Annotated in this window: 33 protein-coding genes; 21 read left to right on the forward strand and 12 right to left on the reverse strand. The window is 75.9% G+C overall.

The features are described from left to right. Nucleotides 1-3: 3 nt before the first annotated feature. Nucleotides 4-744 (reverse strand): winged helix-turn-helix domain-containing protein, encoded by a 741-nt coding sequence (locus tag ACI8AF_RS04910; RefSeq protein WP_456538550.1) that lies wholly within the window; start codon nt 742-744, stop codon nt 4-6. Between the two features lie 127 nt (nt 745-871). On the opposite strand from ACI8AF_RS04910, the gene ACI8AF_RS04915 reads away from it, so the two are divergent. The 9 genes from ACI8AF_RS04915 to ACI8AF_RS04955 all read left to right on the forward strand — a co-directional run bounded on the left by ACI8AF_RS04915 (nt 872) and on the right by ACI8AF_RS04955 (nt 6,853). After that, nucleotides 872-1,594, forward strand: coding sequence for an alpha/beta hydrolase family protein (locus tag ACI8AF_RS04915; RefSeq protein WP_456538551.1), 723 nt, complete (start codon nt 872-874; stop codon nt 1,592-1,594). After that, nucleotides 1,591-2,406 carry a hypothetical protein gene (locus tag ACI8AF_RS04920; RefSeq protein ID WP_456538552.1) on the forward strand — a complete coding sequence of 272 codons (816 nt, stop codon included), beginning with the start codon at nt 1,591-1,593 and terminating at the stop codon, nt 2,404-2,406. The genes ACI8AF_RS04915 and ACI8AF_RS04920 overlap by 4 nt, the downstream gene beginning before the upstream one ends. 2 nt (nt 2,407-2,408) lie before the next feature. Continuing rightward, the gene (locus ACI8AF_RS04925) at nt 2,409-3,098 is read left to right on the forward strand and encodes an LmeA family phospholipid-binding protein (protein ID WP_456538553.1); all 690 of its coding nucleotides are present in this window, start codon (nt 2,409-2,411) and stop codon (nt 3,096-3,098) included. A gap of 51 nt (nt 3,099-3,149) precedes the next feature. Further along, nucleotides 3,150-3,590: a thioredoxin family protein gene (locus tag ACI8AF_RS04930; RefSeq protein WP_456538554.1), complete on the forward strand. Its 441-nt coding sequence runs from the start codon at nt 3,150-3,152 to the stop codon at nt 3,588-3,590. Between the two features lie 146 nt (nt 3,591-3,736). Further along, the gene (locus tag ACI8AF_RS04935) at nt 3,737-4,177 is read left to right on the forward strand and encodes a DUF4395 domain-containing protein (protein ID WP_456538555.1); all 441 of its coding nucleotides are present in this window, start codon (nt 3,737-3,739) and stop codon (nt 4,175-4,177) included. 26 nt (nt 4,178-4,203) lie between these two features. Continuing rightward, the gene (locus ACI8AF_RS04940; protein ID WP_456538556.1) at nt 4,204-5,037 is read left to right on the forward strand and encodes a sulfurtransferase; all 834 of its coding nucleotides are present in this window, start codon (nt 4,204-4,206) and stop codon (nt 5,035-5,037) included. 2 nt (nt 5,038-5,039) lie between these two features. Continuing rightward, nucleotides 5,040-5,333: a DUF1416 domain-containing protein gene (locus tag ACI8AF_RS04945; protein WP_456538557.1), complete on the forward strand. Its 294-nt coding sequence runs from the start codon at nt 5,040-5,042 to the stop codon at nt 5,331-5,333. A gap of 98 nt (nt 5,334-5,431) precedes the next feature. Beyond that, a complete protein-coding gene (locus ACI8AF_RS04950; RefSeq protein WP_456538558.1) occupies nt 5,432-6,205 on the forward strand; it encodes an SDR family NAD(P)-dependent oxidoreductase in 774 nt (257 codons plus the stop codon). A gap of 42 nt (nt 6,206-6,247) precedes the next feature. Continuing rightward, entirely contained in the window at nt 6,248-6,853 is a 606-nt protein-coding gene (locus ACI8AF_RS04955) for an NADPH-dependent F420 reductase (RefSeq protein WP_456538559.1), read from the forward strand. Here the strand turns inward: ACI8AF_RS04955 and ACI8AF_RS04960 are convergent. The 5 genes from ACI8AF_RS04960 to ACI8AF_RS04980 are packed head-to-tail and all read right to left on the reverse strand — an operon-like array spanning nt 6,850 to nt 9,817. Beyond that, entirely contained in the window at nt 6,850-7,455 is a 606-nt protein-coding gene (locus ACI8AF_RS04960; RefSeq protein ID WP_456538560.1) for a hypothetical protein, read from the reverse strand. The genes ACI8AF_RS04955 and ACI8AF_RS04960 overlap by 4 nt on opposite strands. Then, the gene (locus tag ACI8AF_RS04965) at nt 7,452-7,877 is read right to left on the reverse strand and encodes an RNA polymerase sigma factor (protein WP_456538561.1); all 426 of its coding nucleotides are present in this window, start codon (nt 7,875-7,877) and stop codon (nt 7,452-7,454) included. The genes ACI8AF_RS04960 and ACI8AF_RS04965 overlap by 4 nt, the downstream gene beginning before the upstream one ends. 36 nt (nt 7,878-7,913) lie before the next feature. Then, on the reverse strand, nt 7,914-8,666 hold the full coding sequence (locus tag ACI8AF_RS04970; RefSeq protein WP_456538562.1) for a DUF4184 family protein: 753 nt from the start codon (nt 8,664-8,666) through the stop codon (nt 7,914-7,916). 9 nt (nt 8,667-8,675) lie between these two features. After that, complete coding sequence (locus ACI8AF_RS04975) at nt 8,676-9,137, reverse strand: PH domain-containing protein (RefSeq protein ID WP_456538563.1); 462 nt, start codon at nt 9,135-9,137, stop codon at nt 8,676-8,678. Continuing rightward, nucleotides 9,134-9,817: a TetR/AcrR family transcriptional regulator gene (locus tag ACI8AF_RS04980; protein ID WP_456538564.1), complete on the reverse strand. Its 684-nt coding sequence runs from the start codon at nt 9,815-9,817 to the stop codon at nt 9,134-9,136. Before ACI8AF_RS04980 ends, ACI8AF_RS04975 begins: the two co-directional genes overlap by 4 nt. Nucleotides 9,818-9,938: 121 nt before the next feature. Here ACI8AF_RS04980 and ACI8AF_RS04985 point away from each other — a divergent pair, with 121 nt between their 5' ends. The 4 genes from ACI8AF_RS04985 (at nt 9,939) to ACI8AF_RS05000 (ending at nt 13,785) form a co-directional block, all read left to right on the forward strand. Then, on the forward strand, nt 9,939-10,877 hold the full coding sequence (locus tag ACI8AF_RS04985) for an NAD-dependent epimerase/dehydratase family protein (protein WP_456538565.1): 939 nt from the start codon (nt 9,939-9,941) through the stop codon (nt 10,875-10,877). A gap of 134 nt (nt 10,878-11,011) precedes the next feature. Next, the gene (locus ACI8AF_RS04990) at nt 11,012-11,545 is read left to right on the forward strand and encodes an FABP family protein (protein WP_456538566.1); all 534 of its coding nucleotides are present in this window, start codon (nt 11,012-11,014) and stop codon (nt 11,543-11,545) included. Next, entirely contained in the window at nt 11,542-13,257 is a 1,716-nt protein-coding gene (locus ACI8AF_RS04995; RefSeq protein WP_456538567.1) for a DUF885 domain-containing protein, read from the forward strand. The genes ACI8AF_RS04990 and ACI8AF_RS04995 overlap by 4 nt, the downstream gene beginning before the upstream one ends. 12 nt (nt 13,258-13,269) lie before the next feature. Then, nucleotides 13,270-13,785, forward strand: a complete 516-nt coding sequence (locus ACI8AF_RS05000; protein WP_456538568.1) for an SET domain-containing protein — start codon at nt 13,270-13,272, stop codon at nt 13,783-13,785. A 3-nt stretch (nt 13,786-13,788) separates the two neighbouring features. Here the strand turns inward: ACI8AF_RS05000 and ACI8AF_RS05005 are convergent, their stop codons facing one another. The 5 genes from ACI8AF_RS05005 to ACI8AF_RS05025 all read right to left on the reverse strand — a co-directional run bounded on the left by ACI8AF_RS05005 (nt 13,789) and on the right by ACI8AF_RS05025 (nt 18,903). Further along, the gene (locus ACI8AF_RS05005) at nt 13,789-14,757 is read right to left on the reverse strand and encodes a CPCC family cysteine-rich protein (RefSeq protein WP_456538569.1); all 969 of its coding nucleotides are present in this window, start codon (nt 14,755-14,757) and stop codon (nt 13,789-13,791) included. After that, complete coding sequence (locus tag ACI8AF_RS05010; protein WP_456538570.1) at nt 14,754-15,536, reverse strand: hypothetical protein; 783 nt, start codon at nt 15,534-15,536, stop codon at nt 14,754-14,756. Before ACI8AF_RS05010 ends, ACI8AF_RS05005 begins: the two co-directional genes overlap by 4 nt. Before the next feature lie 41 nt (nt 15,537-15,577). Further along, the gene (locus ACI8AF_RS05015) at nt 15,578-16,285 is read right to left on the reverse strand and encodes a hypothetical protein (protein ID WP_456538571.1); all 708 of its coding nucleotides are present in this window, start codon (nt 16,283-16,285) and stop codon (nt 15,578-15,580) included. Nucleotides 16,286-16,606: 321 nt separating this feature from the next. Next, complete coding sequence (gene nhaA / locus ACI8AF_RS05020; protein ID WP_456538572.1) at nt 16,607-17,980, reverse strand: Na+/H+ antiporter NhaA; 1,374 nt, start codon at nt 17,978-17,980, stop codon at nt 16,607-16,609. A gap of 74 nt (nt 17,981-18,054) precedes the next feature. Then, the gene (locus ACI8AF_RS05025) at nt 18,055-18,903 is read right to left on the reverse strand and encodes an aminotransferase class IV (protein WP_456538573.1); all 849 of its coding nucleotides are present in this window, start codon (nt 18,901-18,903) and stop codon (nt 18,055-18,057) included. Nucleotides 18,904-18,941: 38 nt separating this feature from the next. Here ACI8AF_RS05025 and ACI8AF_RS05030 point away from each other — a divergent pair, with 38 nt between their 5' ends. The 8 genes from ACI8AF_RS05030 (at nt 18,942) to ACI8AF_RS05065 (ending at nt 24,700) form a co-directional block, all read left to right on the forward strand. Beyond that, nucleotides 18,942-19,427, forward strand: a complete 486-nt coding sequence (locus ACI8AF_RS05030; RefSeq protein ID WP_456538574.1) for a Fur family transcriptional regulator — start codon at nt 18,942-18,944, stop codon at nt 19,425-19,427. After that, nucleotides 19,424-20,575 carry a CAF17-like 4Fe-4S cluster assembly/insertion protein YgfZ gene (gene ygfZ / locus ACI8AF_RS05035; protein WP_456538575.1) on the forward strand — a complete coding sequence of 384 codons (1,152 nt, stop codon included), beginning with the start codon at nt 19,424-19,426 and terminating at the stop codon, nt 20,573-20,575. The genes ACI8AF_RS05030 and ygfZ overlap by 4 nt, the downstream gene beginning before the upstream one ends. Continuing rightward, nucleotides 20,572-21,417: a 3-keto-5-aminohexanoate cleavage protein gene (locus ACI8AF_RS05040; RefSeq protein WP_456538576.1), complete on the forward strand. Its 846-nt coding sequence runs from the start codon at nt 20,572-20,574 to the stop codon at nt 21,415-21,417. Before ygfZ ends, ACI8AF_RS05040 begins: the two co-directional genes overlap by 4 nt. Then, nucleotides 21,414-21,971: an RsiG family protein gene (locus tag ACI8AF_RS05045; RefSeq protein ID WP_456538577.1), complete on the forward strand. Its 558-nt coding sequence runs from the start codon at nt 21,414-21,416 to the stop codon at nt 21,969-21,971. The genes ACI8AF_RS05040 and ACI8AF_RS05045 overlap by 4 nt, the downstream gene beginning before the upstream one ends. Before the next feature lie 23 nt (nt 21,972-21,994). Beyond that, entirely contained in the window at nt 21,995-22,936 is a 942-nt protein-coding gene (locus tag ACI8AF_RS05050; RefSeq protein WP_456538649.1) for an asparaginase, read from the forward strand. 87 nt (nt 22,937-23,023) lie between these two features. Next, nucleotides 23,024-23,512, forward strand: a complete 489-nt coding sequence (locus ACI8AF_RS05055) for a helix-turn-helix domain-containing protein (protein ID WP_456538578.1) — start codon at nt 23,024-23,026, stop codon at nt 23,510-23,512. After that, on the forward strand, nt 23,509-24,279 hold the full coding sequence (locus ACI8AF_RS05060) for a hypothetical protein (RefSeq protein ID WP_456538579.1): 771 nt from the start codon (nt 23,509-23,511) through the stop codon (nt 24,277-24,279). Before ACI8AF_RS05055 ends, ACI8AF_RS05060 begins: the two co-directional genes overlap by 4 nt. Nucleotides 24,280-24,418: 139 nt before the next feature. Beyond that, nucleotides 24,419-24,700 carry a DUF2516 family protein gene (locus tag ACI8AF_RS05065; RefSeq protein ID WP_456538580.1) on the forward strand — a complete coding sequence of 94 codons (282 nt, stop codon included), beginning with the start codon at nt 24,419-24,421 and terminating at the stop codon, nt 24,698-24,700. A 1-nt stretch (nt 24,701) separates the two neighbouring features. On the opposite strand, the gene ACI8AF_RS05070 is transcribed toward ACI8AF_RS05065, so the two are convergent. After that, nucleotides 24,702-24,905, reverse strand: a complete 204-nt coding sequence (locus tag ACI8AF_RS05070; RefSeq protein ID WP_456538581.1) for a PspC domain-containing protein — start codon at nt 24,903-24,905, stop codon at nt 24,702-24,704. Nucleotides 24,906-24,922 lie beyond the last annotated feature (17 nt).

Below are 24,922 nucleotides of genomic sequence, written 5' to 3' on the forward strand. Positions count from 1 at the left end.
GGCTCAGACCAGGGGTGCGGGGGCGGACTCGGCCTCGGCCTTCTCGGCCTTGGCGGCGGCCTCGGCCACCTGCTGGTCGAGCTTGTAGCCGACGTTGCGCACCGTGCCGATCAGCGCCTCGTGCTCGGTGCCGAGCTTGGCGCGCAGCCGGCGGACGTGGACGTCGACGGTGCGCGTGCCGCCGAAGTAGTCGTAGCCCCAGATCTCCTGCAGCAGCTGCGCCCGGGAGAACACCCGGCCGGGGTGCTGGGCCAGGTACTTCAGGAGCTCGAACTCCTTGTAGGTGAGGTCGAGCGGCCGCCCGCGGAGCTTGGCCGAGTAGCTGTGCTCGTCGATCACCAGGTCGCCGGCCTTGGTGACGCCGCCCTCGGGGCCGTCGACCGGCGTCGCGGCGGCCAGCCGGCGGGCGGTCGCCCACTTCAGCCGCGCGTCGACCTCGGCGGGGCCGGCGGTGTCGAGCAGCACGTCGTCGACGCCCCAGTCGGCCGACAGCGCCACCAGGCCGCCCTCGGAGAGGACGGCCACCAGCGCGGAGGCCACGCCGGTGGAGGAGAGCAGCCCGCACAGCGTGCGGGCCTGGATCAGGTCGTGGCGGGCGTCGACCAGCACCACGTCGCCGGAGTCGCCGTCGAGCAGGCTGGACAGCTCGGGCGCCACCACGCGGACCTGGTGGGCGAGCAGCCCCAGCGCGGGCAGGACCTCGGTGGTCGCCTGGCGCGCCGCCGTCATGAGCACGAGTCGCATGCGGTCTCCTCGTGGGGGGAGGCGTCGACGGCGCTGTCGAGCGTGAGCACGCAGGATAACCGACGTGCCGTCGACCTCGTGGTTACCGACAGGTAACGGGACCTGGGAGGTCGTCACACCTGATCGGGTGACGCTGCGCGGGATCGTCGTGCCCTCCGCGGCCCCGCCCCGGCCGGACGGGCGGACGCTGACCTGGGTGGTGGCGCACGGCTTCACCAACTCGGTCGCCTACCCGCCGTTCGTGCGGCTGACCGGCTGGCTGCGCCGCTTCGGCGCGGTGCGGGCGCTGGACTTCCGCGGCCACGGGCGCTCGGACGGGAGCTCGTCGGTCGGCGGCGACCTCGAGCTCGCCGACGTCGACGCCGCGGTGGGCGCCGCCCGGCAGGACGGCGCCGACGCGGTGGTCACGCTGGGGCTGTCGATGGGCGGGGGAGCGGTGCTGCGGCAGGCGGCGCTGGGCCGGCACCGGCCCGACGCCGTGGTGAGCGTCAGCGCGGTGAGCCGCTGGTACGTCCGGGACACCCGGCCGATGCGGCGGGTGCACTGGCTGCTCGAGACCTCACCGGGCCGGGCGGTGGGCCGGCGGCTGGTGCGGCTGGACCGGCCGTGGCTGACCCCGCTGCCCGCGCCGGTGGAGGTCGTGAGCCGGATCGCGCCCACCCCGCTGCTCCTGGTGCACGGCGACCGCGACGAGTACTTCCCGCTCGAGCACTTCCGGACGCTGGCGCAGGCCGCCGGACCGTCGGCGACCGCCTGGGTCGTCCCCGGCTTCGGGCACGCCGAGAGCGGCGTGTCGGCCCCCCTCGTCGAGCGGATCGGGCGCTGGGTGTCTGAGACGATCGACCGGTGAGCTCCGTCGACGTGGACACGGCCGTCCCGCGCCGCGCGCACCACCTGCCCGCGGCGCTGGCGGCGGTGGTCGCCGTCGGCGTGGTGCTCGCCGGTGCGCAGCCGGCCGACGAGCGCGCCCTGCCGGCCGCGGTGCTGGTGCTGCAGGTGCTGCTGGTCGCCGCCTGGGTCGTGGTGACCGGCGCCGGGGTCGGGACGGGGGTCGTCGGCGTCGCGGCCGCGGTGGGCGGCGTCCTCGCGCTCGAGCTGTCCGACCGCCCCGCGCTCGGCGACCTCCTGGCGGTGCTCGGGCCGGCCTTCCTCGTCGTCGTCCTGGGGCAGATGCTCCGGCGCGACCGGCACGACGTCGTGGCCGGCCTGGCGACGGGTGTCCTGCTGGTCTGCGCGGTCACGGCGCTCGCCGTCCTGCTGCTGCTCGGCCGGACGGACCCCACCGGCGGGCTCGTCACCACCGCGCTGCTGGTGGTGGGCGCCGCCCTGGTCGTGGGGCACCTCGTCGACCTCGTGCTGCCGCAGCCGCAGCTGGCGGCCGACGTGCCGCGCGGGCTGATCGGCCTGCTGCTGGCGGTGGCGGCCGCGGTCGCGGTGGCGCTGGCCCGCCGCGGCGAGGCCGGCCTCGCCGACGTCGTCTCCGCTGGCACGTTCGGCGCGGTGCTGGGTGCGGTCGCCGCGCTCGTCGCCGTCGCGGCCAGCTGCGTGGCCGTCGAGACCGGCGGGGGACGCGGGCGGGCGGTCGCGCTCCCGGTGCTGCAGGCGGTGCTGCCGCTGGCCGCCTGCGCGCCGGTCGCCCTCGCCCTGCAGACGGCGCTCTGAGCGTGAAGGGTCTGCTGATCGCGCTCGTCGTCCTGCTCGGGCTCGCGCTGGTCGCCGACCGGCTCGCCGTCGGCTTCGCCGAGGACCGGGTGGCCGAGCAGCTGGCCACCCAGGGCGGGCTGCAGGGGACGCCGTCGGTGGAGATCGGTGGCTTCCCCTTCCTCACCCAGGTGGTGGCCGGGGACTACGAGGACGTGCGGATCTCGCTGACCGCCGACGAGCTCGGGCAGCCGGAGGGGACGAGCGCCGACGTCGTCCTCCAGGGGGTGCAGGTGCCGCTGTCGAGCCTGGTCTCCGGGTCGGTGAGCGAGGTGCCGGTCGACCGCGTCGACGGCACGGCGACCCTCGCCTACGACCTGCTCGCCGCCGAGCTCGGCGGGGACACGACCCTCGCGCCGGAGGGCGACGGGCTGCGGATCACCAGGACGGTGGAGGTCGCCGGGTTCACGCTGCCGCTCACCGCGGCGGGCACCGTCACCCTCGACGGCAACCAGCTCGTGGTCGACGTCGAGGAGGCCGCCGGCGCGGGTGCCGACGTGCCGAGCTGGCTGGTCGGGGAGGTCAGCGACCTGCTCGACCTGCGCTACGACATCCCCGCGCTGCCGTTCGGCCTGCAGCTGACCGGCGTGCGCCCCGGCGAGGACGGCGTGGTGGTCACCGTCGAGGCCACCGACACGGTGCTCCGCGGCTGACACCGGCGCCGCCGGGAATGCGGACGCCGGAGCGCCGTGTTGGCGCGGGGGATGAGTCCGATCGGAGCCGTCGTGCTCGGCGTCGCCCTCGTGCTGACGGCGGTCACGGCCTGGTGGCTGCGCGCCCGCGACGGCGCCGTCCGCGCGGCGGGAGGGGACGGCGACGTGCGTCCGCAGGCGGTGCTCGAGCGGCTGGGGGTCCGGCCGCAGGACGCCGACCTCACCGTCGTCCAGTTCTCCACGGCCTTCTGCGCCCCCTGCCGCGCCACCCGTGCGCGGGTCCAGCAGCTGCAGGCGACGCGGCCGGGGCTGGCCTACGTGCACGTCGACGCCGAGAGCCACCTCGACGAGGTGCGCGAGCTCGACGTCCGCCGCACCCCGACCCTGTTATACCTGCGCCGCGACGGCAGCCTGGTCGGCCGCAGCAGCGGCGCCCCGGCACCTGCGGAGCTGACCGCTCTCGTCGACGCCCATGTGGGGAGCACGACGTGATCCGTTACCCTCGGCTCGTGGGCACCCTGCTGACCTCGCGCCGCACAGTGGACCTGTGCCGCGTCGGCAGCTGCCTGTGTCCGACCCGCTGAGGTCGGTTCGCGACCGTCCAGACGTGCCCCGTCCGCCGTCCGAAGGTCTCCTCCATGACTGCACCGTCGCGTGAGATCGACGTGCGCGGCCCGCGCTTCGCCGCGTGGGTCACCACCGTCGCGCTCGCCGTCGTCCTGCTGACCGCCTCCTGGCAGCTGCTCGCCGTCCAGACGGTGGTCTTCGCCGTGGGGGCGGCCGCCGGGCTGCGGTACGCGCCGTACGGCGTGCTCTTCCGGGTCCTGCTCGCCCCGCGGCTGGGACCGGTCCGCGAGCGGGAGCCCGAGGCCCCGCCGCGCTTCGCCCAGTTCGTCGGCCTGCTGTTCGCGGCGGTCGGCACGCTGGGCTACCTGCTCGACGCGCCGCTGGTCGGCGCGATCGCCACCGGTCTGGCGCTGGTGGCGGCCCTGCTCAACGCGGCCACCGGCTTCTGCCTGGGCTGCGAGATGTACCTGCTCATCCGGCGCGCGACCGGGCCCCGGACCCGCGCCGCCTGACCGCCTCCCACCAGGAAGGAAATCCCATGAGCCGCAACGACGTGCTCGTCTCCGCCGACTGGGCCCAGGAGCACCTCGGTGACCCGGGCCTCGTGTTCGTCGAGGTCGACGAGGACACCAGCGCCTACGACAAGGGCCACCTCGAGGGTGCGGTGAAGCTGGACTGGAAGAAGGACCTCCAGGACCCGCTGCGCCGCGACTTCGTCAGCAAGGAGCAGTTCGAGCAGCTGCTGTCGGAGAAGGGCATCGGCAACGACGACACCGTCGTGCTCTACGGCGGCAACAACAACTGGTTCGCCGCCTACGCCTACTGGTACTTCAAGCTCTACGGCCACCAGGCCGTGAAGCTGATCGACGGCGGTCGCAAGAAGTGGGAGCTCGACAGCCGCCCGCTGTCCGACGCCGAGGTCTCCCGCCCGGCCACCCGGTACACGGCGCAGGAGCCCGACACCTCGATCCGCGCGTTCCGCGACGAGGTCGTCGCCGCGATCGGCCAGCAGAACCTGGTCGACGTCCGCTCGCCCGACGAGTTCGCCGGCAAGCTGGTCGCCCCCGCGCACCTGCCGCAGGAGGGCGCGCAGCGCCCGGGCCACATCCCGACCGCGGTGAACGTGCCGTGGAGCAAGGCGGCCAACGAGGACGGCACCTTCAAGAGCGACGACGAGCTGCGCCAGCTCTACGCCGACGCCGGCCTCGACACCGGCAAGGACACCATCGCCTACTGCCGCATCGGTGAGCGCTCGAGCCACACCTGGTTCGTCCTGCGCGAGCTGCTCGGTCAGCAGAACGTGAAGAACTACGACGGCTCGTGGACCGAGTACGGCTCGCTCGTCGGCGTCCCGATCGAGAAGGGGGCCTGAGCATGTGCGGAGCCCCGAAGCAGGGCGGCAGCCTCGCGGGGATCGACCTGGACACGCAGACGGTGATCCAGGGCCAGGTCTGGCACGACGGCGCGCCGGTGGCCGGCGCCTACGTCCGGCTGCTCGACGCGACCGACGAGTTCACCGCCGAGGTGGTGACCAGCCCCGAGGGCGAGTTCCGGTTCTTCGCCGCTCCGGGTGAGTGGAAGGTCCGCTCGCTGGCCCCGGTCGGCAAGGGCGAGCGCACCCTCACCGCCGACGTCGGCCTGAACGAGACGACCGTCGCCCTCGCCTGAGGACGGACCCCGCCGCCCGGCGGGGCCGTTCCAGCACGTCCAGCCCGCCCCGGCTCCGGCCGGGGCGGGCTGACGCGCATCCGGGGGAGGATCGGTCCGTGACCCGCTCCTACGTGGTGACCGGCGGCGGCCGCGGCGTCGGCCGGGCGGTCGTCGAGCGGCTGGCCGCCGACGGGAGCACCGTCGTCGTCCTCGAACGGGACGTCGCGGCGCTGGCCTGGCTGCCGGCGCACCCGGCCGGTGCGCGCCTGCTGCCGGTCACCGGGGACGCCGCCGACCCCGCCGTGACCGAGCAGGCCGCCGACCGCGCCGAGGCCGCCGGGCGGCTGGCCGGCTGGGTGAACAACGCCGCGGTCTTCCGCGACGCGGCCGTGGACACGCACCCGCCGGCCGAGGTGCTGGCCCTGATCGCGGCGAACCTGGCCCCGGTGGTCACCGGCTGCACGAGCGCCGTCCGCCGCTTCCTGGCCGCCGGCGGCGGCGGGTCGATCGTGAACGTCTCGAGCCACCAGGCGCAGCGGCCGGTCCGCGGCGCGCTGCCGTACGCGACCGCCAAGGCCGCGGTCGAGGGGTTCACCCGGGCGCTGGCCGTCGAGCACGGCGCCGACGGCGTCCGGGTCAACGCGGTGGCGCTGGGCTCGATCGACACCGAGCGCTACCAGCAGCTCCTCCGGTCGCAGGGCCCGCAGGCGGCGGCGCGGACGACGGACCAGATGGCCGTGCTCCACCCCCTGGGCCGCGTCGGCACGCCGGCCGAGGTGGCAGACACCGTGGCGTTCCTGCTCTCCGACGCCGCCTCCTTCGTCACCGGGGCGGTGCTGCCGGTGGACGGTGGCCGCGCGGTGCGCGGCCCGGACCCGGAGGAGGCCTGAGGTACTTCCCCGACAGGTGCCGACGCTCCACGATCGACAGCCGTGGAGATCGGGATCCTGGGCAGTGGGGTCGTCGGACGCGCGCTGGCGATCGGGTACGCGCGGCACGGGCACCGGGTGCGGATCGGCACCCGGCGGGCGGAGATCGAGGGCGTGCCCAGCGGGGAGCCGGCCGAGGTGGTCCGGGTCGCCGAGCTCGTCGTCCTCGCCGTGAACGGCCAGGTCGCGGTCGACCTGGTCCGGTCCGTCGCCGACGAGCTCGTCGGCAAGGTGCTCGTCGACGCCACGAACCCGCTCGAGACGTCCTCCGGCCGGCCCGGCCTGTTCGTCGGCACCACCGACTCGCTGGGGGAGCAGGTGCAGCGCGCGGTGCCCGAGGCGCGGGTGGTCAAGGCCTACAACACGGTCGGCAACGCGCTCATGGTCGACCCCGACCTGCCCGGCGGGCCGCCGACGATGTTCATCGCCGGGGACGACGCCGGCGCCAAGCAGACCGTCACCGGCCTGCTCGAGCAGACCGGCTGGGACGTCGCCGACCTCGGCGGCATCGAGGCCAGCCGGTGGCTGGAGGCGATGGCCCTGGCCTGGACGGCGTACGGGTTCGCGCACGGCACCTGGACGCACGCCTTCCGGCTGCTGCGCGGCTAACCGCCGAACGCCTCCTCGAACGCCGCCTCCACCTCGGGCGTGGCCGGGCCGCTGTAGCCGCAGCCGTTGACCGTGCCGTCGGCGGCGGCGGTCACCAGGTAGCGCTCGCCGGCGCGGAAGCCGACGCCGTCCAGCGCGGCCGAGGTCTGGCCCGGCGGGACGGCGAGGGTGACCCGCTCGGCCTCGCCGCCGGCGTACCAGCGGTCGACGTCGAGGGTGACCCGCTCGGTGTCGGCCGCGGTGACCGTGCCGGCGAACGCGACGGGCATGTCCCGCAGGACGGCCACGTCGAACGCCAGGCACGAGGCCGCGGCGTCCGGCGCCGGGAGCGAGAACGCGGCGGTGGTCGGCTCCCGCGAGCCGCCCCCGCCGACCACGAGCGCGACGACGAGGGCGGCGGCGACGGCTGCGGCGGCAGCCAGCCGGGCGAGCGGTCGGCGGCGGGTGGTCAGGTCGGTCGGGACGTCGGTGCTCTGCACGGCGCGCTCCCTCAGCTCGGCGGCCCGCAGGCCGGTGGCGGGGTCGACCGGCACCTGCGGTCCGGCCGGGTCGAGCCGGGCCAGGCGGGCGCGCAGGTCGTCGTCGTCCTCGGACCCGGTCACGCCGCACCTCCTCCGTCCCGCACCCCCACCTGTCCGGCCGCGTCGCCGTCCTTTCGCGCGGAGAACGCCTCCCGCAGCCGCCGCTTCGCCCGGTGCAGCCGGATGCCGGCGGCGTTGGCGCTGATCCCGAGCACGGTCGCGATCTCGCGGGGCGGCAGCTGCTCCCAGGCCCACGACCGCAGGAGCTCCTGGTCGGCGGCGGACAGCCCGGCGAGCGCCTCGGCCAGCGCGCCGTCGTCCTCGGCCTCGTCGGTCCTCTGCTGGGCGAGCCGGTGCACGAGGCGCTCCTGCCGGGCCGTGCCGCGCCGGCTGTTGGCCAGGCAGCCGCGCGCTGCCCGCCGCAGCAGGTACCGCTGGACCGGCTCGAAGACGGCGGCCACCAGGCGCTCGAAGCGCCGGCGCCGGTCGGCAGCGGGGTCCACGCCGGGAGTCTGTCCGGTGCGGGCCCCGATCTCCCGTCAGCCGGCGCGCGGTTCGTCCGATCGGCGGAGCCGGCGCGCGGCGTGCCAGGCCGCGGCCAGCACCACGCCGGCCAGCAGGGCCGAGCCGCCGGCCCACCGCGCGCCGGGGAAGACGGCGTCGTCCAGGGTCCCCGCGCGCAGCGCCGCGGCGGTGCCGGCGACCACCGCCACGGCCGCGAGCAGCGGCCAGACCCACCGGGTGCCCCGGTCCGGCACGACGGGTGCGGGCGGGGTCCGCCGCCACCAGCGGACCGACCAGGCCAGCAGGACGACGACGCCGACGACGCTGCTGGCGTACTGCAGCCAGCGGTGACCCGGCAGCGGTCCCCAGTTCGCCGCGAGGGCGGGCAGGTGCTCGGGTCCCCAGCGGCGGGGGTGGGTGAACTCGTCCCACAGCACGTGCGTGGCCGCGCCGAGCACCAGCGCCGCGACGAGCAGCAGCGCCTGCCGCCCGGTGGCGAGCCGGGGACGCAGGCCCGCCCGGAGCCCGGCGAGCCGCGCCCGCAGCGGCGCGGGTGCCGTCGCCAGCGCCGGTGCCACCAGCAGGCCGTGCCACACCGCCCACGCGAGGAGGCCCACGAGCAGGTCGGTGGTCACGACCGCCAGGGCGGTGTGCGTGGCGTACCACTGCGGCAGCGGCAGGTAGAAGGGCAGGTCGGGGGCCGTGCTGCCGACGACCAGCGCCGACGCCGGCAGCGGTGTGCGCAGGAACGGGAGGACCGCCGCCGGGTGGCTACCGGTGAACGGCACGGGAGCTCCTCACGCTGCCGCCAGCCACCGGCGCAGCGCCTCCTGGTGACGGGTCAGGTCGCGCCGGTGCACCCCCAGGCCGGGGGGCGCGGCGGCCTGCAGCGCCACCACGGTGCCGTCCCGCAGCAGCAGGTGGAGGCCCGCTCCCTGGGCGGACCGGCCGGTGGCCGGGCGGACGTCCTCGATCTCGGACCGCTCGAAGGTCCGGGTGCGGAGCTGGTTGCGCACGAGCAGCCGGCCGTCCGCGGTCGTGCGGACCGCCGTGCCGGTGGTGCGCACGGCGATCGCCAGCCACACCACCGCGAACGCGACGCGCAGCACGGCCGCGCCGGGGTCGCCGGCCCGGACGGCGTCGACCAGTCCGGGCCCGAGGACCAGCACCAGGCCGCCCACCGCGACCACCCAGCCGGTGACCCGCACGACCAGCGGGGCGCGGATCTCGACCTGCGGCCCCTCCGCGGTGGCCGTCATGCCAGGCCGAGCAGGTCGGCCAGTTCCTCCATGGCGCGGTCGAAGTAGCGGTCGGCGTCCTCGACGGCGCCCACGAAGTGGCCGAACAGCTCGAAGCTGATCGTCCCGTAGATCGAGCTCCACGCCAGCAGCGCGCGCACCCGGACGGTCTCGTCGATGGCCGGGTGGTCGCCGCCGAGCACGGTGACCGTGTCGTCGCTGATCAGCCCGCGGTCGCGCTCGCCGGCGCTGTCGGGCAGCTCGCCGGCCCGTGCGGCGTCCCCGAGGATCCGGCCCAGCAGCGTGCCGACGCGGACCGCCGGCGGCACCGTGTCCTCCGGCGCCCGGTAGCCGGGCACCGGCGAGCCGTAGAGGAGCGCGTACTCGTGCGGGTGCTCCCGGGCCCACGCCCGGACGGCGCGGCAGACCGCCAGCCAGCGCTGCCGGGACGGCGCGCCGGGGTCGTCGGCCCGCTCGGCGGCGGCGCCCAGGGCGTCGTAGCTGTCGATGATCAGCCGGGTCAGCAGGTCGTCGCGGCTGGGGAAGTACCGGTAGAGCGCGGACGACGCCATCCCGAGCTCGCGCGCCACGGCGCGCAACGAGAGCCCGGCCGCACCCACCTCGGCCAGCTGGCTGCGGGCCGCGTCGGTGATCTCGCGGGTGAGCTCCGCGCGGACGCGTTCGCGGGCGGTGGTCGGCACGCGGCCATGGTCGCCTACGAGAACACTGAACGCAAGTGAGAGCACTGCTCTTGACAGCGACGGGACGACTGGAGAGCATGAGTCATATCCGAGAGCACTGCTCGCAGAACAGGGGAACGGCATGGCACTGCACGTGATCGTCGGCAAGGGTCCGGTCGGGACGGCGACGGCGGAACTACTCGCCGCCCGCGGCCACGAGGTGCGGGTGCTGTCCCGCAGCGGCGGCACGTCCACCGCGGGCGTCGAGCACCGCGCCGTGGACGCGGCCGACGCCACCGCCCTCATCGCGGCCACCGACGGGGCGGCCGCGCTCTACAACGCGGTCAACCCCGCCTACCACCGCTGGGCCAGCGACTGGCCGCCGGTCGCCGCCGCGCTGCTGACCGCGGCGGAGCACGCCGGCGCCGTCCTGGTGACCATGGGCAACCTGTACGGCTACGGCCGGCCCGAGGGCCCGATGACGCCGGAGTCGCCGCTGCGGGCGACCGACACCAAGGGCCGCGTGCGCGTCCGGATGTGGGAGGACATGCTGGCCGCGCACCGGGCCGGACGGGCCCGCGTCACCGAGGCCCGCGCCGCCGACTTCGTCGGCCCCACCGTGCCTGCAGCGCACTCGCACCTGCAGCGCCAGCTGCCCGCCCTGCGGGCCGGCCGCCGCGCGTGGGTGGTCGGCGACCCCGACGTGCCGCGCGGGTGGTCCTACATCCCCGACGTCGCGGAGGTGCTGGTGACCCTCGCGGAGGACGAGCGCGCCCACGGGCGGGCGTGGCACGTGCCGAGCGCCGTCCGCACGCAGCGGCAGGCGCTCACCGACCTCGCCGCGGCGCTCGGGCGGACCGCGCCGGAGGTCAGCGGGATCCCGTGGGGCCTGCTGCGGGCGATCGGCCCGTTCTCGCCGAAGATGCGCGAGGTGCTCGACGTCCGGCACCAGTTCGACCAGCCCTACGTCATCGACGCCTCCGCCACCACGGCCACCTTCGGGCTGACCGCCACCCCGTGGCCGGACGTCGTGGCCGACGCCGCGGGCGTGGGTCCGCGGGCGGGCGCCCCGGCCGCCTGAGGCGGCGCGCCGCCGTCCTTCTACGGTGGGGTCATGGTCTCCGCCTGGCTCCTGGTCGCCCTGGTGGCGCTGGCCGCCCTGGGCAGCGCGTACGGCGCCTACCGGGCCGGCCGCCGGCCGAGGGGCGTGCGCCGGTGAGCGCCCCGACCGAGCTGCCCGTCCCCGACACCGCCGACGTTCGCTCCGGGCCCGACGTCTCCGACGAGCTGCTGTCGGTCCTCCCGCTGCTCGGCGAGTGGCACGGCGAGGGGCAGGCGGCCGGCCCCGAGGGCGACCACCGGTTCGGCCAGTGGATCCGCTTCGCCCACGACGGGCGCGGCTTCCTCGCCTACGAGGCGCGGTCGTGGCGGCTGACCGACGACGGGCAGATCGTCGGCCCCGACTCCCGCGAGTCGGGGTTCCTCCGGGCCCGCGGTCAGGACGACGTCGAGCTCCTCGTCGCCAGCCCCGACGGCTGGGTCGAGATCTACGCCGGCCGGGCGCGGACGACGACGAGCTGGGAGCTGGCCACCGACGTGCTGGCCCGCACGCCGGACGCACCCGACGTCGTCCACGCCGTCCGGCTCTACGGCATCGTCGACGGCGCGCTCCTGTACGCCATCGACCGCGCCGGGCCCGACCGTCAGCTCCGCCCCACCATGTCCGCCCGACTCGAACGGATCCGATGACCACTCCCGATTCGTCGACCCGCCCTGCCACCCCGCGCACGGTCGCCGACGCCTACGTCGAGGAGGTCAGCGACCTCGACCCGATCGTCGCCACCGCCCTCGGCAACCGGCCGGGCGACGACCGGCTGCCCGACATCTCGCCCGCCGGTCTCGAGGCCGAGGCGGCCCTGCTCCGCAACACCCTCGCCGAGCTGGACCGCGTCCTGGCCAACGACCCCGCGCTCGAGGACGACCCGGTCGAGCGGCGCTGCGCCCGCCTGCTGCGCGAGCGCCTGGAGGCCGAGCTCGCCGCGCACGAGGCGGGGGAGGGGCTGCGATCGGTGTCCAACCTGTTCAGCCCCGTGCACTCGATCCGCCAGGTGTTCGCGCTGATGCCGGCGCAGACCGAGGACGACTGGGCGGTGATCGCCCGTCGGCTGGCCCGCGTGCCCGAGGCCTACCGCGGCTACCGCGAGTCGCTGGAGGAGGGCTCGAGGCGGGGGCTGCTCGCCGCGCCGCGGCAGGTGGACACCGTCGTCGGCCAGCTCGGCGAGTGGCTCGCGGGGCCGTACTTCCACGGGTTCGTGCAAGCGGGTCCCGAGGCGCTGCGGGGCGAGCTGGAGACGGCGGCGCGGGCCGCCGACGAGGCGGTCGCCGGCGTCCGCGACTTCCTGCGCGACACGTACCGGCCGCAGGCGGAGGGGACGCCGGACGCAGTGGGCCGCGACCGCTACGCCATGTTCGCCCGCCGGTGGACCGGCTCCGACCTCGGCGCCGGCGGCGGCCTGGAGGAGGCCTACGCCTGGGGCTGGGCCGAGCACAAGCGGATCCTGGCCGAGCAGCGCACCGAGGCCGGGAAGGTCGTGCCCGGGGCGACGCCCATGGAGGCGATGCGCTGGCTCGACGTGCACGGCGAGGCCGTCGAGGGCGTCGAGGCCGTCCGCGAGCGGCTGCAGGCGATGATGGACGAGGCGATGGACGCCCTCGACGGGACGCACTTCGACATCGCCGAGCCGGTCCGCCGGGTCGAGGCGATGATCGCGCCGCCCGGCAGCGCGGCCGCGCCGTACTACACCCGCCCGTCGCAGGACTTCTCCCGGCCCGGCCGCACCTGGCTGCCGACGCTGGGCCGCGAGCGCTTCCCGCTGTGGGACCTGGTCTCGACCTGGTACCACGAGGGCGTCCCCGGCCACCACCTGCAGCTGGCGCAGTGGGCCTACGTGGCCGAGGACCTCTCCACCTACCAGGCGTCGATCGGCTCGGTCGGCGCCAACGTCGAGGGGTGGGCGCTCTACGCGGAGCGGCTCATGGACGAGCTCGGCTACCTCACCGACCCCGGTGCCCGGCTCGGCTACCTCGACGCCCAGCAGATGCGCGCCGTCCGCGTGGTCGTCGACATCGGCATGCACCTGGAGCTGCCGATCCCGGACGACGCCGAGGGCGCCGTCGCCGACCACCGCGGGCAGCCCTGGACGCCCGAGCTCGCGCGGGCGTTCTTCGGCGAGAACTGCGGCCGCGACCCGCAGTTCCTCGACAGCGAGCTGGTGCGCTACCTCGGCATGCCGGGGCAGGCGATCAGCTACAAGCTCGGTGAGCGCGCGTGGCTGGCCGGTCGGGAGGCCGCGCGGGAGAACCGGGGCGCCGACTTCGACCTCAAGGCGTGGCACATGGCCGCGCTCTCCCAGGGCTCGCTCGGGCTGGACGACCTCGCCGCCGAGCTCGCGCAGCTGTAGGAGGAGCACGCCGTGACCGCCGCGCCCGTCGGGTCGTGGATCTCACCGAAGGCGCAGAAGGGCCTCGCCAGCGGGATCGCCGGGCGGGGGCTGCGCGCCACGGCGCCGATCGCCGCGGGTGAGGTGGTCGCGGTCAAGGGCGGGCACGTCGTGACCGACGAGGAGCTGGCCGCGCTGCCCGAACCGCTGCCCAACTCGGCCGTGCAGATCGCCGACGGCCTGCACCTCGTGGCACGCGAGCCGGACGAGTACGAGCCGGTGATGCTCTTCCTCAACCACTCGTGCGACCCCAACGCCGGCTTCGGCGGGAACGTCCTCGTCGTGGCGATGCGGGACATCGGCGCGGGCGAGGAGATCACCACCGACTACGCGCTCTTCGACGACCACGACGACGAGATGCCCTGCTCCTGCGGCACGGAGCGGTGCCGCGGCGTGGTCCGGGGGCGGGACTGGCAGCTCCCCGACCTGCAGCGGCGCTACCGCGGCCACTTCTCCTGGTACCTGGAGCGGAAGATCGCCGGCGGGTGAGCGTCAGCCGCGTCCCCACCGCCGCCGCTGCTGCTGTGGTGGGGCCGGCGGCGGTGGGGCGGGGAACAGCCCGGAACTCCACCGGAGCACGCAGCGGGTGCCGTCGGGCAGCGGGCCGGGGACGCCGGGCGGCAGCTGCCCGGCGTCGTGGACGGTGACGCCGCGGATCGTCAGCCCCGACGGCGACCGCCGCCGGACCACCCACTCCCGGGGACCGAGCGCCTCGAGCTCGTCCCCCGGCTGCGCGCCCGCCCGCAGCTGCGCCTCGGCCCACCCGGCCACGCGGTCGGGATCGTCGGGGGAGGCCTCCCAGTCGTCCTGGCCGTGCCCGCCACCGCCGTGCACCCGGGTCTGGCCCAGCGACGTCCGCGCGGGCGCCCAAGGGCCCTCCGGCGCGGGGAGCTGCGCGACGACCTCGGCCGCCAGCCCGGCGCGCAACGCGGCCACGACGTCCTCGGTCGAGGTGAGGTGCCCCGGTACCCGCACCTCGAGGACCGCGTCCCGGTCGCGGTACGCGTCCTCGACCGGCCAGGCGCGTCCCCGGTCGGCGTGCGGGTCGCCGAGCACGCGCAACCCGGCGCGGCGCCCGTCGGCGAGCACGACGAAGCCCTCCCGCTCGTGGACGCCGTACGACACCGACGGCCCGATCCAGCCGAACCGCACGCCGGGCGCCACCTCCACCGACGGCCACCGGTCGTAGGGGAGCTCACCGCGGAACGGCGTCCCGGGAGGGACCTCGTCGGTGCGCGGCGGCCGGGTGCGGTGGACGAACTCGGGGTCCATCGCGCCCCATGCGGTGTAGGCGTTGCGCGCCTCCAGCAGGCAGGCCATCCGGTTGACGGGGCTCGGGTGGTCCAGAGCGGTCGTCCCGTCGTCCTCCCAGAAGCAGACCGGGCAGATGTCGTAGTTCGCGTGGCCCGGCAGCGTCCGGCTGCCGCAGCAGGGGCACGGCAGCAGGCCGTCGGTGGTCACCGGACCCCCGCCCGCTCGTCGACGGCGGGCGCCGCCCGCCCGGCCGACCGCGCCGGCGCCAGCGACACCGCGACGAGGGCCGCCGCCCACACCAGGCAGAGCACTGACCAGGTCGGGTCGAGGCCCGCCCAGGTGACGGGGAACGCGTACGAGACCACGCCGAGGTAGCCGGCGCACAGCCCCGCGCCGACGCCCAGGTGCCGCCGCCCCCGCGGCCAGACCGCGGCGGCCAGCGGCAGCGCGACGAGCGCGAGGGCCAGCGCCCCCTGCACCGCGTGGTGGTCGACCCCCATGGTGAGGTCGCCGATGAGCACCCCGGCCGACCGGCGGTTCTCGCGGAACATCCGCTCGGCGTGCGCCAGCCAGGGCCAGGCACCGAGGACGGCGACGACCAGCAGCGGCGCGGAGCGGCCCCGTGCCACCGGACGCAGCGCCTCGCGCCACGGACGGAGCAGCGCCACCAGGACCGCCGCCTCGACCGCGAGCACGCCGGCGTAGCCGAGCACCTGCCACTCCAGCCCGGCCGCGGCGGCGACCAGCAGGGCGCCCAGCGCGATCGCCAGGGTGACCAGCGCGGGAGCGGACCGGGCCGGGCGCACCGCCACGGCCAGGAACGAGCCGCCGACGAGCACGGTCGTGAACACGCCCCAGCTCGCCTCCAGGACCACCGGCCAGTCCGGGTCCCAGGAGACGGACAGGTCCGCCAGACCGAAGCCGGGGAAGACCCACCAGGTCAGCGCCCACAGCACGGCGGTGAGGCGGGCGGTGAGCAGGCGCACCGGCGCAGGATGCAGGGGCGGCGCTCCGCCGTCCAGCCCCCCTACTCCGGAGGCGGGTTGACCGGGTCGCTGTCCGGCGACACCGGGTCGTCCGGCTCGGCCGGCCAGGCGTCGAGCCCGTCGGCGGCCAGGACCGCGGCCACCGCCTCCCGGCTGCCACCGAGGTAGCTGCTCATCAGGTCGATGTCGGTGACGACGCACCAGGCGCGGTCGGCCGGGAACCACAGGCTCGGGCTCTGCTCGGCCGGTTCGGGGGCGAAGTTGGCCGCGGCCAGGGCGATCGGCCCGCGCACCAGCCGGTGGCAGCGGTCGCCGAGGACGAGCGTGCCCCCGTCGGCCGGCGGATCGGTGTAGGCCCCGAACCAGCAGTCGTCGGGCGTGGTCGTGTGCCGGACGAGGACGGCGGCCAGCCGCTCGGCGACCGGCACCGGCAGGTGGCCCTCGGCGGGGGAGTCGTTCCAGAGGTCGGGCTGGTCGTCGTCCGCGACGAAGTCCCAGGAGCCGGTCACCGCCGCCCACTGCATCAACCGGTGGGGGGTCCGGTCGTTGTGCTCGGCGACCGCGGCCCAGGGGACCTCGACGTCGTCGTCCCCGTCGTAGCGGATCGCGGGGTGCAGCACGCGGGCGTAGGCCTCGAACACGGCCGGGACGAGCGAGCCCACCGTCGGTGGTCCGGGCGGTGCCGGCGCGGCGGCGAGCCACGCCCCGGCCGAGGTGTCGGTCTCCACGGGGCGGCCGGCCAGGTGCACGGGGCGGAACCTACCCGGAGAACGGACAACCCCCGGGCTGCTCCGCGGCGCCGGTCCGACAGGACGGCTGCTCGCGGGCCGACTGGACAATGGTCGGCGGCCCGGGGGTCGGGTGACTGTCCGGTTCTCGCTCGCCGCCGTTCACAGCGACGGGCGGTCGTGCCGTTCGCCCGGCTTCCACGCCGGACGGGCGGCCCATCACAGACGGCGGCTAGCGGACAGCCACCTCACGAGTCCGATGAGCATGCAAAGTACGGACCACCTCCTCTCTCGTGTACCTCGACGGTACGACGCCGTCGGGAGGGGCGGCAACGTGATTGTTCAGCCCTCGGAGAACGGCGGCGCCGGCCGACCGGGGGGCGGGGCGCCCTTCCAGCCGGGGTCGTGCTGCGCCGCCTCGTCGGCGGTCTGGTAGACGTCGGGGATCTGGTCCTGGTCGAGGTCGGCGGTCTCGAGTGCGTGGATCCGCCGGTAGCGCCGGTTGCGCAGGCGCAGGACGACCGTGGCGAGCACCGCCGCGGCGATCGTCCCGGCCAGGATGCCGACCTTGGCGTGGTCGTAGCGCTCCGTGCCCGCACCGTAGGCGAGCTCGGTGATCAGCAACGAGACCGTGAAGCCGATGCCACCGAGCAGGGCCAGGCCCACGACGTCGGGCCAGCCCAGGCTCTCGTCCATCTGCGCGCGCGTGAACCGCTGCACGAGCCAGGTCGCAGCCGTGATGCCGATCGTCTTGCCCGCCACGAGCCCGACGATTATCCCGAGCGCGATGCTGTCGCCCAGGGCGGCGCCGAGGCCGGAGAGCCCGCCCACCGCCACGCCGGCCGAGAAGAAGGCGAACACCGGGACGGCGACCCCGGCCGACAGCGGCCGGATGCGGTGCTCGAAGTGCTCCGCCATCCCCGGGCCGGCGTCCGGACCGCCGGCGGCCTCGCTGCGGACCACCGGGACGGTGAAGGCGAGCAGCACGCCGGCCACCGTCGCGTGCACGCCGGACTCGTGCACCAGCACCCACGTGACGGCCGCCAGCGGCAGCAGCAACCACCAGGAACGGATCCGCTTCTGCACCAGGATGCCGAAGGCGGCCAGCGGCAGCAGAGCCAGGAGCAGGGGGACGACCGCGAGCTCAGCCGTGTAGAACACGGCGATCACGACGATCGCGAGCAGGTCGTCGACCACCGCGAGGGTGAGCAGGAACGTCCGCAGCGCCGTCGGCAGGTGAGTGCTGATCACGGCCAGCACGGCGAGCGCGAACGCGATGTCGGTCGCCGCCGGGATGGCCCAGCCGCGCAGGGCGCCGTCGGCCGCACCGAGGTTGAACAGCACGAAGAACAGCGCCGGCACCGCCATCCCGCCCACCGCGGCGGCGACCGGGAGCGCGGCGCGACGGGGATCGCGCAGGTCGCCGGCGACGAACTCCCGCTTGAGCTCGAGACCGGCGACGAAGAAGAAGATCGCCAGCAGGCCGTCCGCGGCCCACGTGCCGAGGGTCAGATCGAGGTGCAGCGCGCTCGGTCCCACCCGGGTGTCCCGGAGGCTCTCGTAAGCACCTGCCCACGGGCTGTTCGCCCACGCGAACGCGACCGCCGCACCGATCAGCAGCAGGACGCCGCCGACGGTCTCCTTGCGGAGGATGTCGGCGACGCGGCGCGCCTCGGGCCACGTGCCGCGGCCGAACAGGGTGTGAGGACGGGTCATGGGCGGCGGCTCCGGATCAGGGGTCGGCGATGTTCACGTGCCGACCAGACTTCCCGGCTCACCTGGCTGTGAGCCTACCGGTCGAGCAGCTCCCGCACCCGGGCGGACAGACCCGCATCGCCGCGCCGCACGCCGTCCAGGGTGTGCACGGCCGCGGCCCCGCGGATGCCCGACACGAGCCACACGGCGTCGGCGGCGTGCAGGTCCGCGACGGTGCCCCTGGCCACCTCGGCCGGCCAGCCGGCCTCCGCCGCGCGCGCGAACAGGCGCTGCACCGTCGTCCCGGCGAGGATGCCCGTGTCCACCGGCGGGGTGCGCAGCACGCCGTCCGCCGCCCAAACGACGGTCGACGTCGGACCCTCGAGCAGCTGTCCCTCCACCGACGTGAACACCACGTCGTCGGCGTCGTGCTCGTGGGCGTACCGCAGCGCGGCCATGTTCACCGCGTACGACAGCGTCTTCGCCCCGCCCAGCAGCCAGGGCGCCCGCGCCCGGAAGCCGGCGGGCACCCCCAGGCCGAGGCTCAGCACGGCGATGCCCTCGGCGCGCTGCCGCAGCACCTCCGCCGACACCGGGGAGAGCACGCCGAGCACCGTGGGCGTCGAGCCGTCGCCCAGGCCGCGCGTCAGGTAGAGCCGGACGGCGGCCTCCACGTCGGCCGGCCACTTCTCCACCAGCGCGTCGACCACCGCCCGCCACACCGCCGCGCCGGGGTCGGCGAGGCCGAGCAGCCCGGCCGAGCGGGACAGGCGGGCGACGTGCGCGTCGAGGTGCGGGGCCCGACCGCCGACGACGGCGACCGACTCGAAGACGCCGTCGCCGCGGGACAGGCCCTGGTCGAAGGCGTTCACCACCGGCTCGTCGGCCGCCGGCGTCCGCACGCCGCCGTCCTCCCACACCGCCACCCGCTGCACGTCGTCCACGCCCCCAGCCTGCTACACGGCACGCCTAGGCTCGTCGCGTGGCGCACGAGCACGGACACCGGGGCGGCCCGGCCGGCGAGGTCGCGCCCCTGGCGGAGCGGCTGCACGCGCAGGGGCTGCGGCTCACCGCGCCGCGCCGCCAGGTGCTCGCCGCGGTCGACGAGCTGCGCCACGCCACCCCCGAGGCGATCGGCGCCTGGCTGCGCGACCAGGCCGGCCCCGACGGCGCGGCCCCCGACACCTCGACCGTCTACCGCAACCTCGAGGTGCTCGAGCGCCTCGGGCTGGTCTGGCACACCCACCTCGGCAAGGGCGCGCCGGTCTACCACGCCGCGGCCGAGCACCGGCACCTGCACGTGGTCTGCCAGTCGTGCGGCACCATCGCCTCGGCCGATCCGGCGCTGCTCGACGGCGCCGCGGAACGTCTGGCCGCCGATCTCGGTTTCACCGTGGACGTGGGGCACGTCGCGCTCTCCGGGACCTGCCGCGACTGCCGGGACCGAGCCGGAACGGAGCACTCATGAACCCCCTGCTGGACCGCCCGGGAGCGGTGGCAGTCGAGAGCGGCGGGATCGCCGCCCACCCTGCTGACATCCCGGCTGTCGCCGCCCACTCTGCTGACATCCCGGCTGTCGCCGCCCACTACGGCGACCCCCTGCGCGAGCAGCGCCTGCTGGCCGAGGGCGCCGGGCTGGTCGACCGCAGCGACCGCGACGTGCTGGCGATCCCCGGCCCCGACCGGCTGACCTGGCTGCACAGCCTCACCAGCCAGCACCTCGAGCGGCTCGCCGACGGCACCGGCACCGAGGCGCTGGTCCTCTCGCCGAACGGGCACGTCGAGCACCACCTGGTCCTGGCCGACCTCGCCGGCACCACGTGGGCCGACGTCGAGCCGGGCACCGGTGCCGAGCTGCTGGGCTTCCTGCAGCGGATGGTCTTCATGCTCCGCGTCGAGCCCGCGCTCGTGACCGACGGGTGGGCGGTGCTCTCGCTCGTCGGCCCGCGGGGCGCCGACGTGCTCGCCGCGGCCGGTCTGCCCGTGCCCGACGCGGTCACCCCGCTCGACGGCGGCGGCTTCGCCCGCCGGATGCCCGCGATCGGCGACGGGACCGCCGCCGTCGTCGACCTGGTCGTCCCGCGCGCGTCGGTGGGGGAGCTGGCCGACCGGCTGCTCGCCGCCGGCGCCGGCCTCGTCGGGCTCGACGCGTACGAGGCGCTGCGGGTGGAGGCGCGGCGGCCGCGGGCGGGCGTCGACAGCGACCACCGCACCATCCCCAACGAGCTGGAGTGGCTCACCACCGCCGTCCACCTGGAGAAGGGGTGCTACCGCGGGCAGGAGACCGTCGCCCGGGTGCACAACCTCGGCCGCCCGCCGCGCCGGCTGGTGCTGCTGCACCTCGACGGCGTGAGCGAGGAGCTGCCCGCACCCGGCACGCCGCTGCAGGCCGGCCCGCGCGAGGTGGGCCGCGTGGGGACCGTCGTCCGCCACCACGAGCTGGGCGTCGTCGCCCTGGCGCTGGTGAAGCGGTCCGTGCAGCCGGGCACCGCGCTCACCGTGGGCGGGGCGGCGGCCGCGATCGACCCCGACGACGCGCCGGCCGAGGTGGACGACGCGCTCGCCGCGGCCCGGGAGCGCGTGCGCGCGGTCCGGTCTGCGAACATCGGCCGGTGACCCAGGGCACGCTGATCACCCTCGCCCCCACGGGGGCGGAGTCGGCCAAGGCCGACGTCCCGGCGCTGCCGGTCACCGTCGAGGAGGTCGTGCGCACCGCCCGCGACTGCGAGGCGGTGGGCGCCGCGGTGGTCCACCTGCACGTGCGCGGCGAGGACACCCGCCCGACCCTCGACCTGGGCCGCTGCCGCGAGGTGGTCGCCGCCGTGCGCGAGGCCACCGACCTGGTCGTGCAGATCTCCACCGGCGGCGCCGTCACCGACCCGTTCGACGCCCGCCTCGCCGTCCTCGGCGTCGATCCCGACGCCGCCTCGCTGTCGCTGGGCACCGTCAACTTCGGCCGCGACGTGTTCAGCAACCCGTGGGACCTCATCGTCGAGCTGCACACGCAGATGCAGCAGCGCGGGATCGTCCCCGAGTACGAGGTCTTCGACCTCGGGCACCTGGCCACCCTGCAACGGCTGCTCGACCGCCACGGCCCACCGCACGGCGGGCACGTGCACGTCGACCTCGTCATGGGGGTCCCCGGCGGCATGCCGGGGACGACGCAGGCGCTCGCCGCCTGCCTGCCCCTGCTCCCCGCCGGGGCGACGTTCGCCGCGACCGGCGTGGGCCGCACCTCGCTGCCGGTGATGCTCGCCGCCCTCTCGGCCGGCGGTCACCTCCGGGTGGGCATGGAGGACACGCTCACCTACGCTCCCGGCGAACCGGTGCGCGACAACGCACAGTTGGTGGCGCGGGCCGCCGGGCTGGCCCGCATCGCCCAGCGCCCGCCGCTGACCACCGACCAGGCCCGGGCCCTGCTCGGCATCGGAAGAAACCTCGTGGAGGCCTCCTCGTGACTCCCCAGCCGACCCCCGCCGGCGGCGCCGCCGTGGACGCGCTGCTCGACCCGGGCTTCGTCGAGAACGCGGTGCACCAGCCGATGGCCGAGGTCCGGCGGTTGCGCCGCACGGCCGAGCAGGAGGAGGTCAACCTCTCCTACACCCGGCGCCTGCTGCAGGGCCGGCTCGACATCGTCCGGCGGGAGCTGCAGCGCCGCGCCGACAACGACGGCCGCTCGCTCGTCGACCTGCTGCCCGAGATCCTCGCCGAGAAGGGCCGCGGCCCGGCGCACGGCCTCGGCCGGCACCAGACCGTGCAGCCGGCGGCGCCCGAGGAGTACGAGTCGTGGGTCAACGGCCTCACCGACGTCGACCTCTCCGCGATCACCGAGCTCTCCGACGCGAAGCTGGAGAAGGCCGCCCGCGCCCTGGCCGAGGCCGAGACCGGCCTGTCGGAGCGCCGCCGCGGCGTGCAGCAGGTGATGGACGCGCTGGCCGGTGAGCTGGGCCGCCGCTACCGCGACGGCGAGGCCGACGTCGCCGCCCTCCTGGCCGACGAGGGGCGCCACTGAACGCCTGGCCGGACAACCCGGTCCTGGTCGAGGTCTGGCGCTCGGGGTTCCTCGAGTCGGTGCACCGGGGCGCCCTCGTCGTCCTCGGGGCCGACGGCGCGGTCCTCGCCGCGGCCGGTGCGGTCGACCGGCCGGTCCTGCCGCGCTCGGCCAACAAGCCGGTGCAGGCGACGGCGTTCCTCGCCGCCGGCTGGGCGCCCCGCTCCGCCGAGGAGCTCGCCATCGGCGCGGCCTCGCACTCCGGCGAGGACGGTCACCGCGAGCTGGTCGCCGGCATGCTCGCCGCCGTCGGGCTGGGCCCGGAGCACCTGGGCTGCCCGCCCGCCCTGCCGCTGCACGAGCCGACCCGGGCGCGGTGGCTGGCCGGGGGCCGGGCGCCGGAGCGCCTGGCGATGAACTGCTCGGGCAAGCACGCCGCGATGCTGTCGGCCTGCGTGGCGGCCGGCTGGGACCCGCACGGCTACCTCGACCCGGGGCACCCGCTGCAGCAGGCGGTCGAGGCCCGGCTCGCCGAGACGGCGGAGGAGCCGGTCGAGGCCGTCGTCGTCGACGGCTGCGGGGCGCCGCAGCACGCCCTCACCCTGACCGGTCTCGCCCGCGGGGTGCTGTCGCTGGTGGCGGCGCCCGCGGGCAGCCGGGAGCGGTCGGTGGCCGACGCGATGCGCGCCTCCCCGTGGCTGGTCGCCGGCACCGGTCGGGAGGACACCGAGCTGATGCGCGCCGTCCCCGGCCTGCTGGTCAAGGGCGGTGCCGACGGCGTGCACGTCGCCGCGCTGCCCGGCGGTGGTGCGGTGGCGCTCAAGCTGGACGACGGTGGGGACCGCGGCCGCACGCCCGCGCTGGCGGCCGGCCTGCGCCGGATCGGCGTGCCCGCCGACCTGCTCGGCCCGTGGTTGCTGGGCCCGGTCCGCGGTGGGGACGGTGTGGTGGGTGAGATCCGGCCCGCGGCGGCGATAATCGTCTGACCTGCGGTTTCCGGTGTGAGGATGCTCACCGTCGTGCGCTAGCAGCGCCGCTTGCAACAGCTAGCACCTGCGGCTAGCGTCGTACCCGTGCAGAAGCCGACGGAGTTCGTGCGGGAGCAGGTGACGACGGTCCGCGAGACGGTGGACCGGATCGCCGGCTCGGTCGTGGACACCGTCGCCGCGGCGCCCACGGCCTCGGCGGTGGGTGAGTTCATCCGCGAGCAGCGCAACGCCGCGCGCGTCTCCGTGCGCGAGCTGGCCCGCTCCGCCGGCGTCAGCAACCCGTACCTGTCCCAGGTGGAGCGGGGCCTCCGCAAGCCGTCGGCAGAGGTCCTCGCAGCGATCGCCCGGGGCCTGAAGATCTCGGCCGAGACGCTCTACGAGCAGGCCGGGATCCTCGACCGGCGGCCCGGCAACGCCGACACCGTGGCGGCGATCCGCTCGGACGACGCGCTGTCGGAGCGGCACAAGGCGGTGCTGCTCGAGCTCTACGAGACCTACGTCCGCGAGCACGCAGCCGCCGCGACCAGCCCCCGCACCGCCCCCGACCCCCGATCCTCCGAGGAGACAGCATGACCCCCACCGACACCGTGAAGCAGTACGGCGAGACCGCCGTCAAGCTCACCAAGACCCAGCTGCTGGCGACCATCGGCGCCGGCGACCTCGCCGTCGAGCGCGCCAAGGCCGTCGTGGGCACCCTCCGCTCCCGCGCCGAGGCCCTGCCCGGCGAGGCCAGGGTCCAGGCCGACCTCGGCGTCAAGGAGGCCCGCACCCGGGCCACCGAGGCTGTGAGCACCGCCCGCACCCGGGCCCACGAGCTCGCCGTCGCCGCCCGGCCGGAGTCGGTGCGCAGCACCGTCGCCGGCCTGGTCGAGACCGCCCGCACCCAGGCGCTGGCCACCGTCGAGTCGCTCGCCGAGCGCGGCGCCGTCGTGGTCGACGAGCTGCGTCGCCAGCCCGGCTTCCGTCGCGTCGTGACCCGTGCCGAGCGCGCCGTCGACACCGTCGAGGACGCCCTCGAGGACGTGCTCGAGGAGACCGCGGAGAAGGTCCAGGACGCCTCCGACGAGGTGACCTCCGTCGCGCAGAAGACCGCTGCCAAGGCCACCAAGGTGACCGCCAAGGCCGAGAAGGTCGCCGCCGAGGCCGCCGAGTCCGCCAAGGACACGGTCGAGGCGGCCGCCGCCGAGCCGGTCCAGCCGGCCACGCGCACGCCGCGCACCACCGCGGCCCGCAAGGCCACCCCGGCCAAGGCGACCTCCTCCGTGGGCAAGGCGCGGACCACCCGCGCCCGCACCGCGAAGCCGGCCGACCCGACCGCCGTCCCGGCCAAGAAGGCCTGACGCCGGATCGCCGAACCAGGGCCCCGGAGCTGCCACGAGCGCTCCGGGGCCCTGTGGCGTCCCCGGGACCTCACCCCCGCGGAGCGCGGTCGCCCGTCATGAGCCGGGACGAGGCCGCTCCCGCGGGTACCCTGCCCCCATGACGTTCGACGCGCTCCTGCTGACGGCCCTGTACTGGGCCGCGCTGGCACTCCCGGTCTGGGCGTTCGTCGACGCCGTCATCCGGCCCGCGACCGCCTACGTGGCCACCGGCAAGCTGTCCAAGCCGGCCTGGGTCGGGATCACCGCCCTCGCCGCGGTGGTGCTGTTCTTCCGCGGGCCGCTGGACTTCTTCGGGCTCCCCGCCGTCATCGCCGCCGTCGTCTACCTCGTCGACGTCCGGCCGGCGGTGCGCGGACTGCGCCGCGGCAACAGCTGGTGACCTACCGCCGCGTGTCCGGCGGCAGCACGATCCACAGCACCACGTAGGCGATGAACTGCGGTCCGGGCAGGATGCAGGACAGCACGAACGCCAGGCGCAGCGCCGTCGTCGACAGGCCGTAGCGGCGGGCGATGCCGGCGCAGACACCCCCGAGCACCTTGTTCTGCGTGTCGCGGGCGAGCCGGTGGGGGACGGGCGACGTCATGCCTGCCGACCCTACGG

It is taken from the genome of Blastococcus sp. SYSU D00669 (assembly GCF_054050715.1).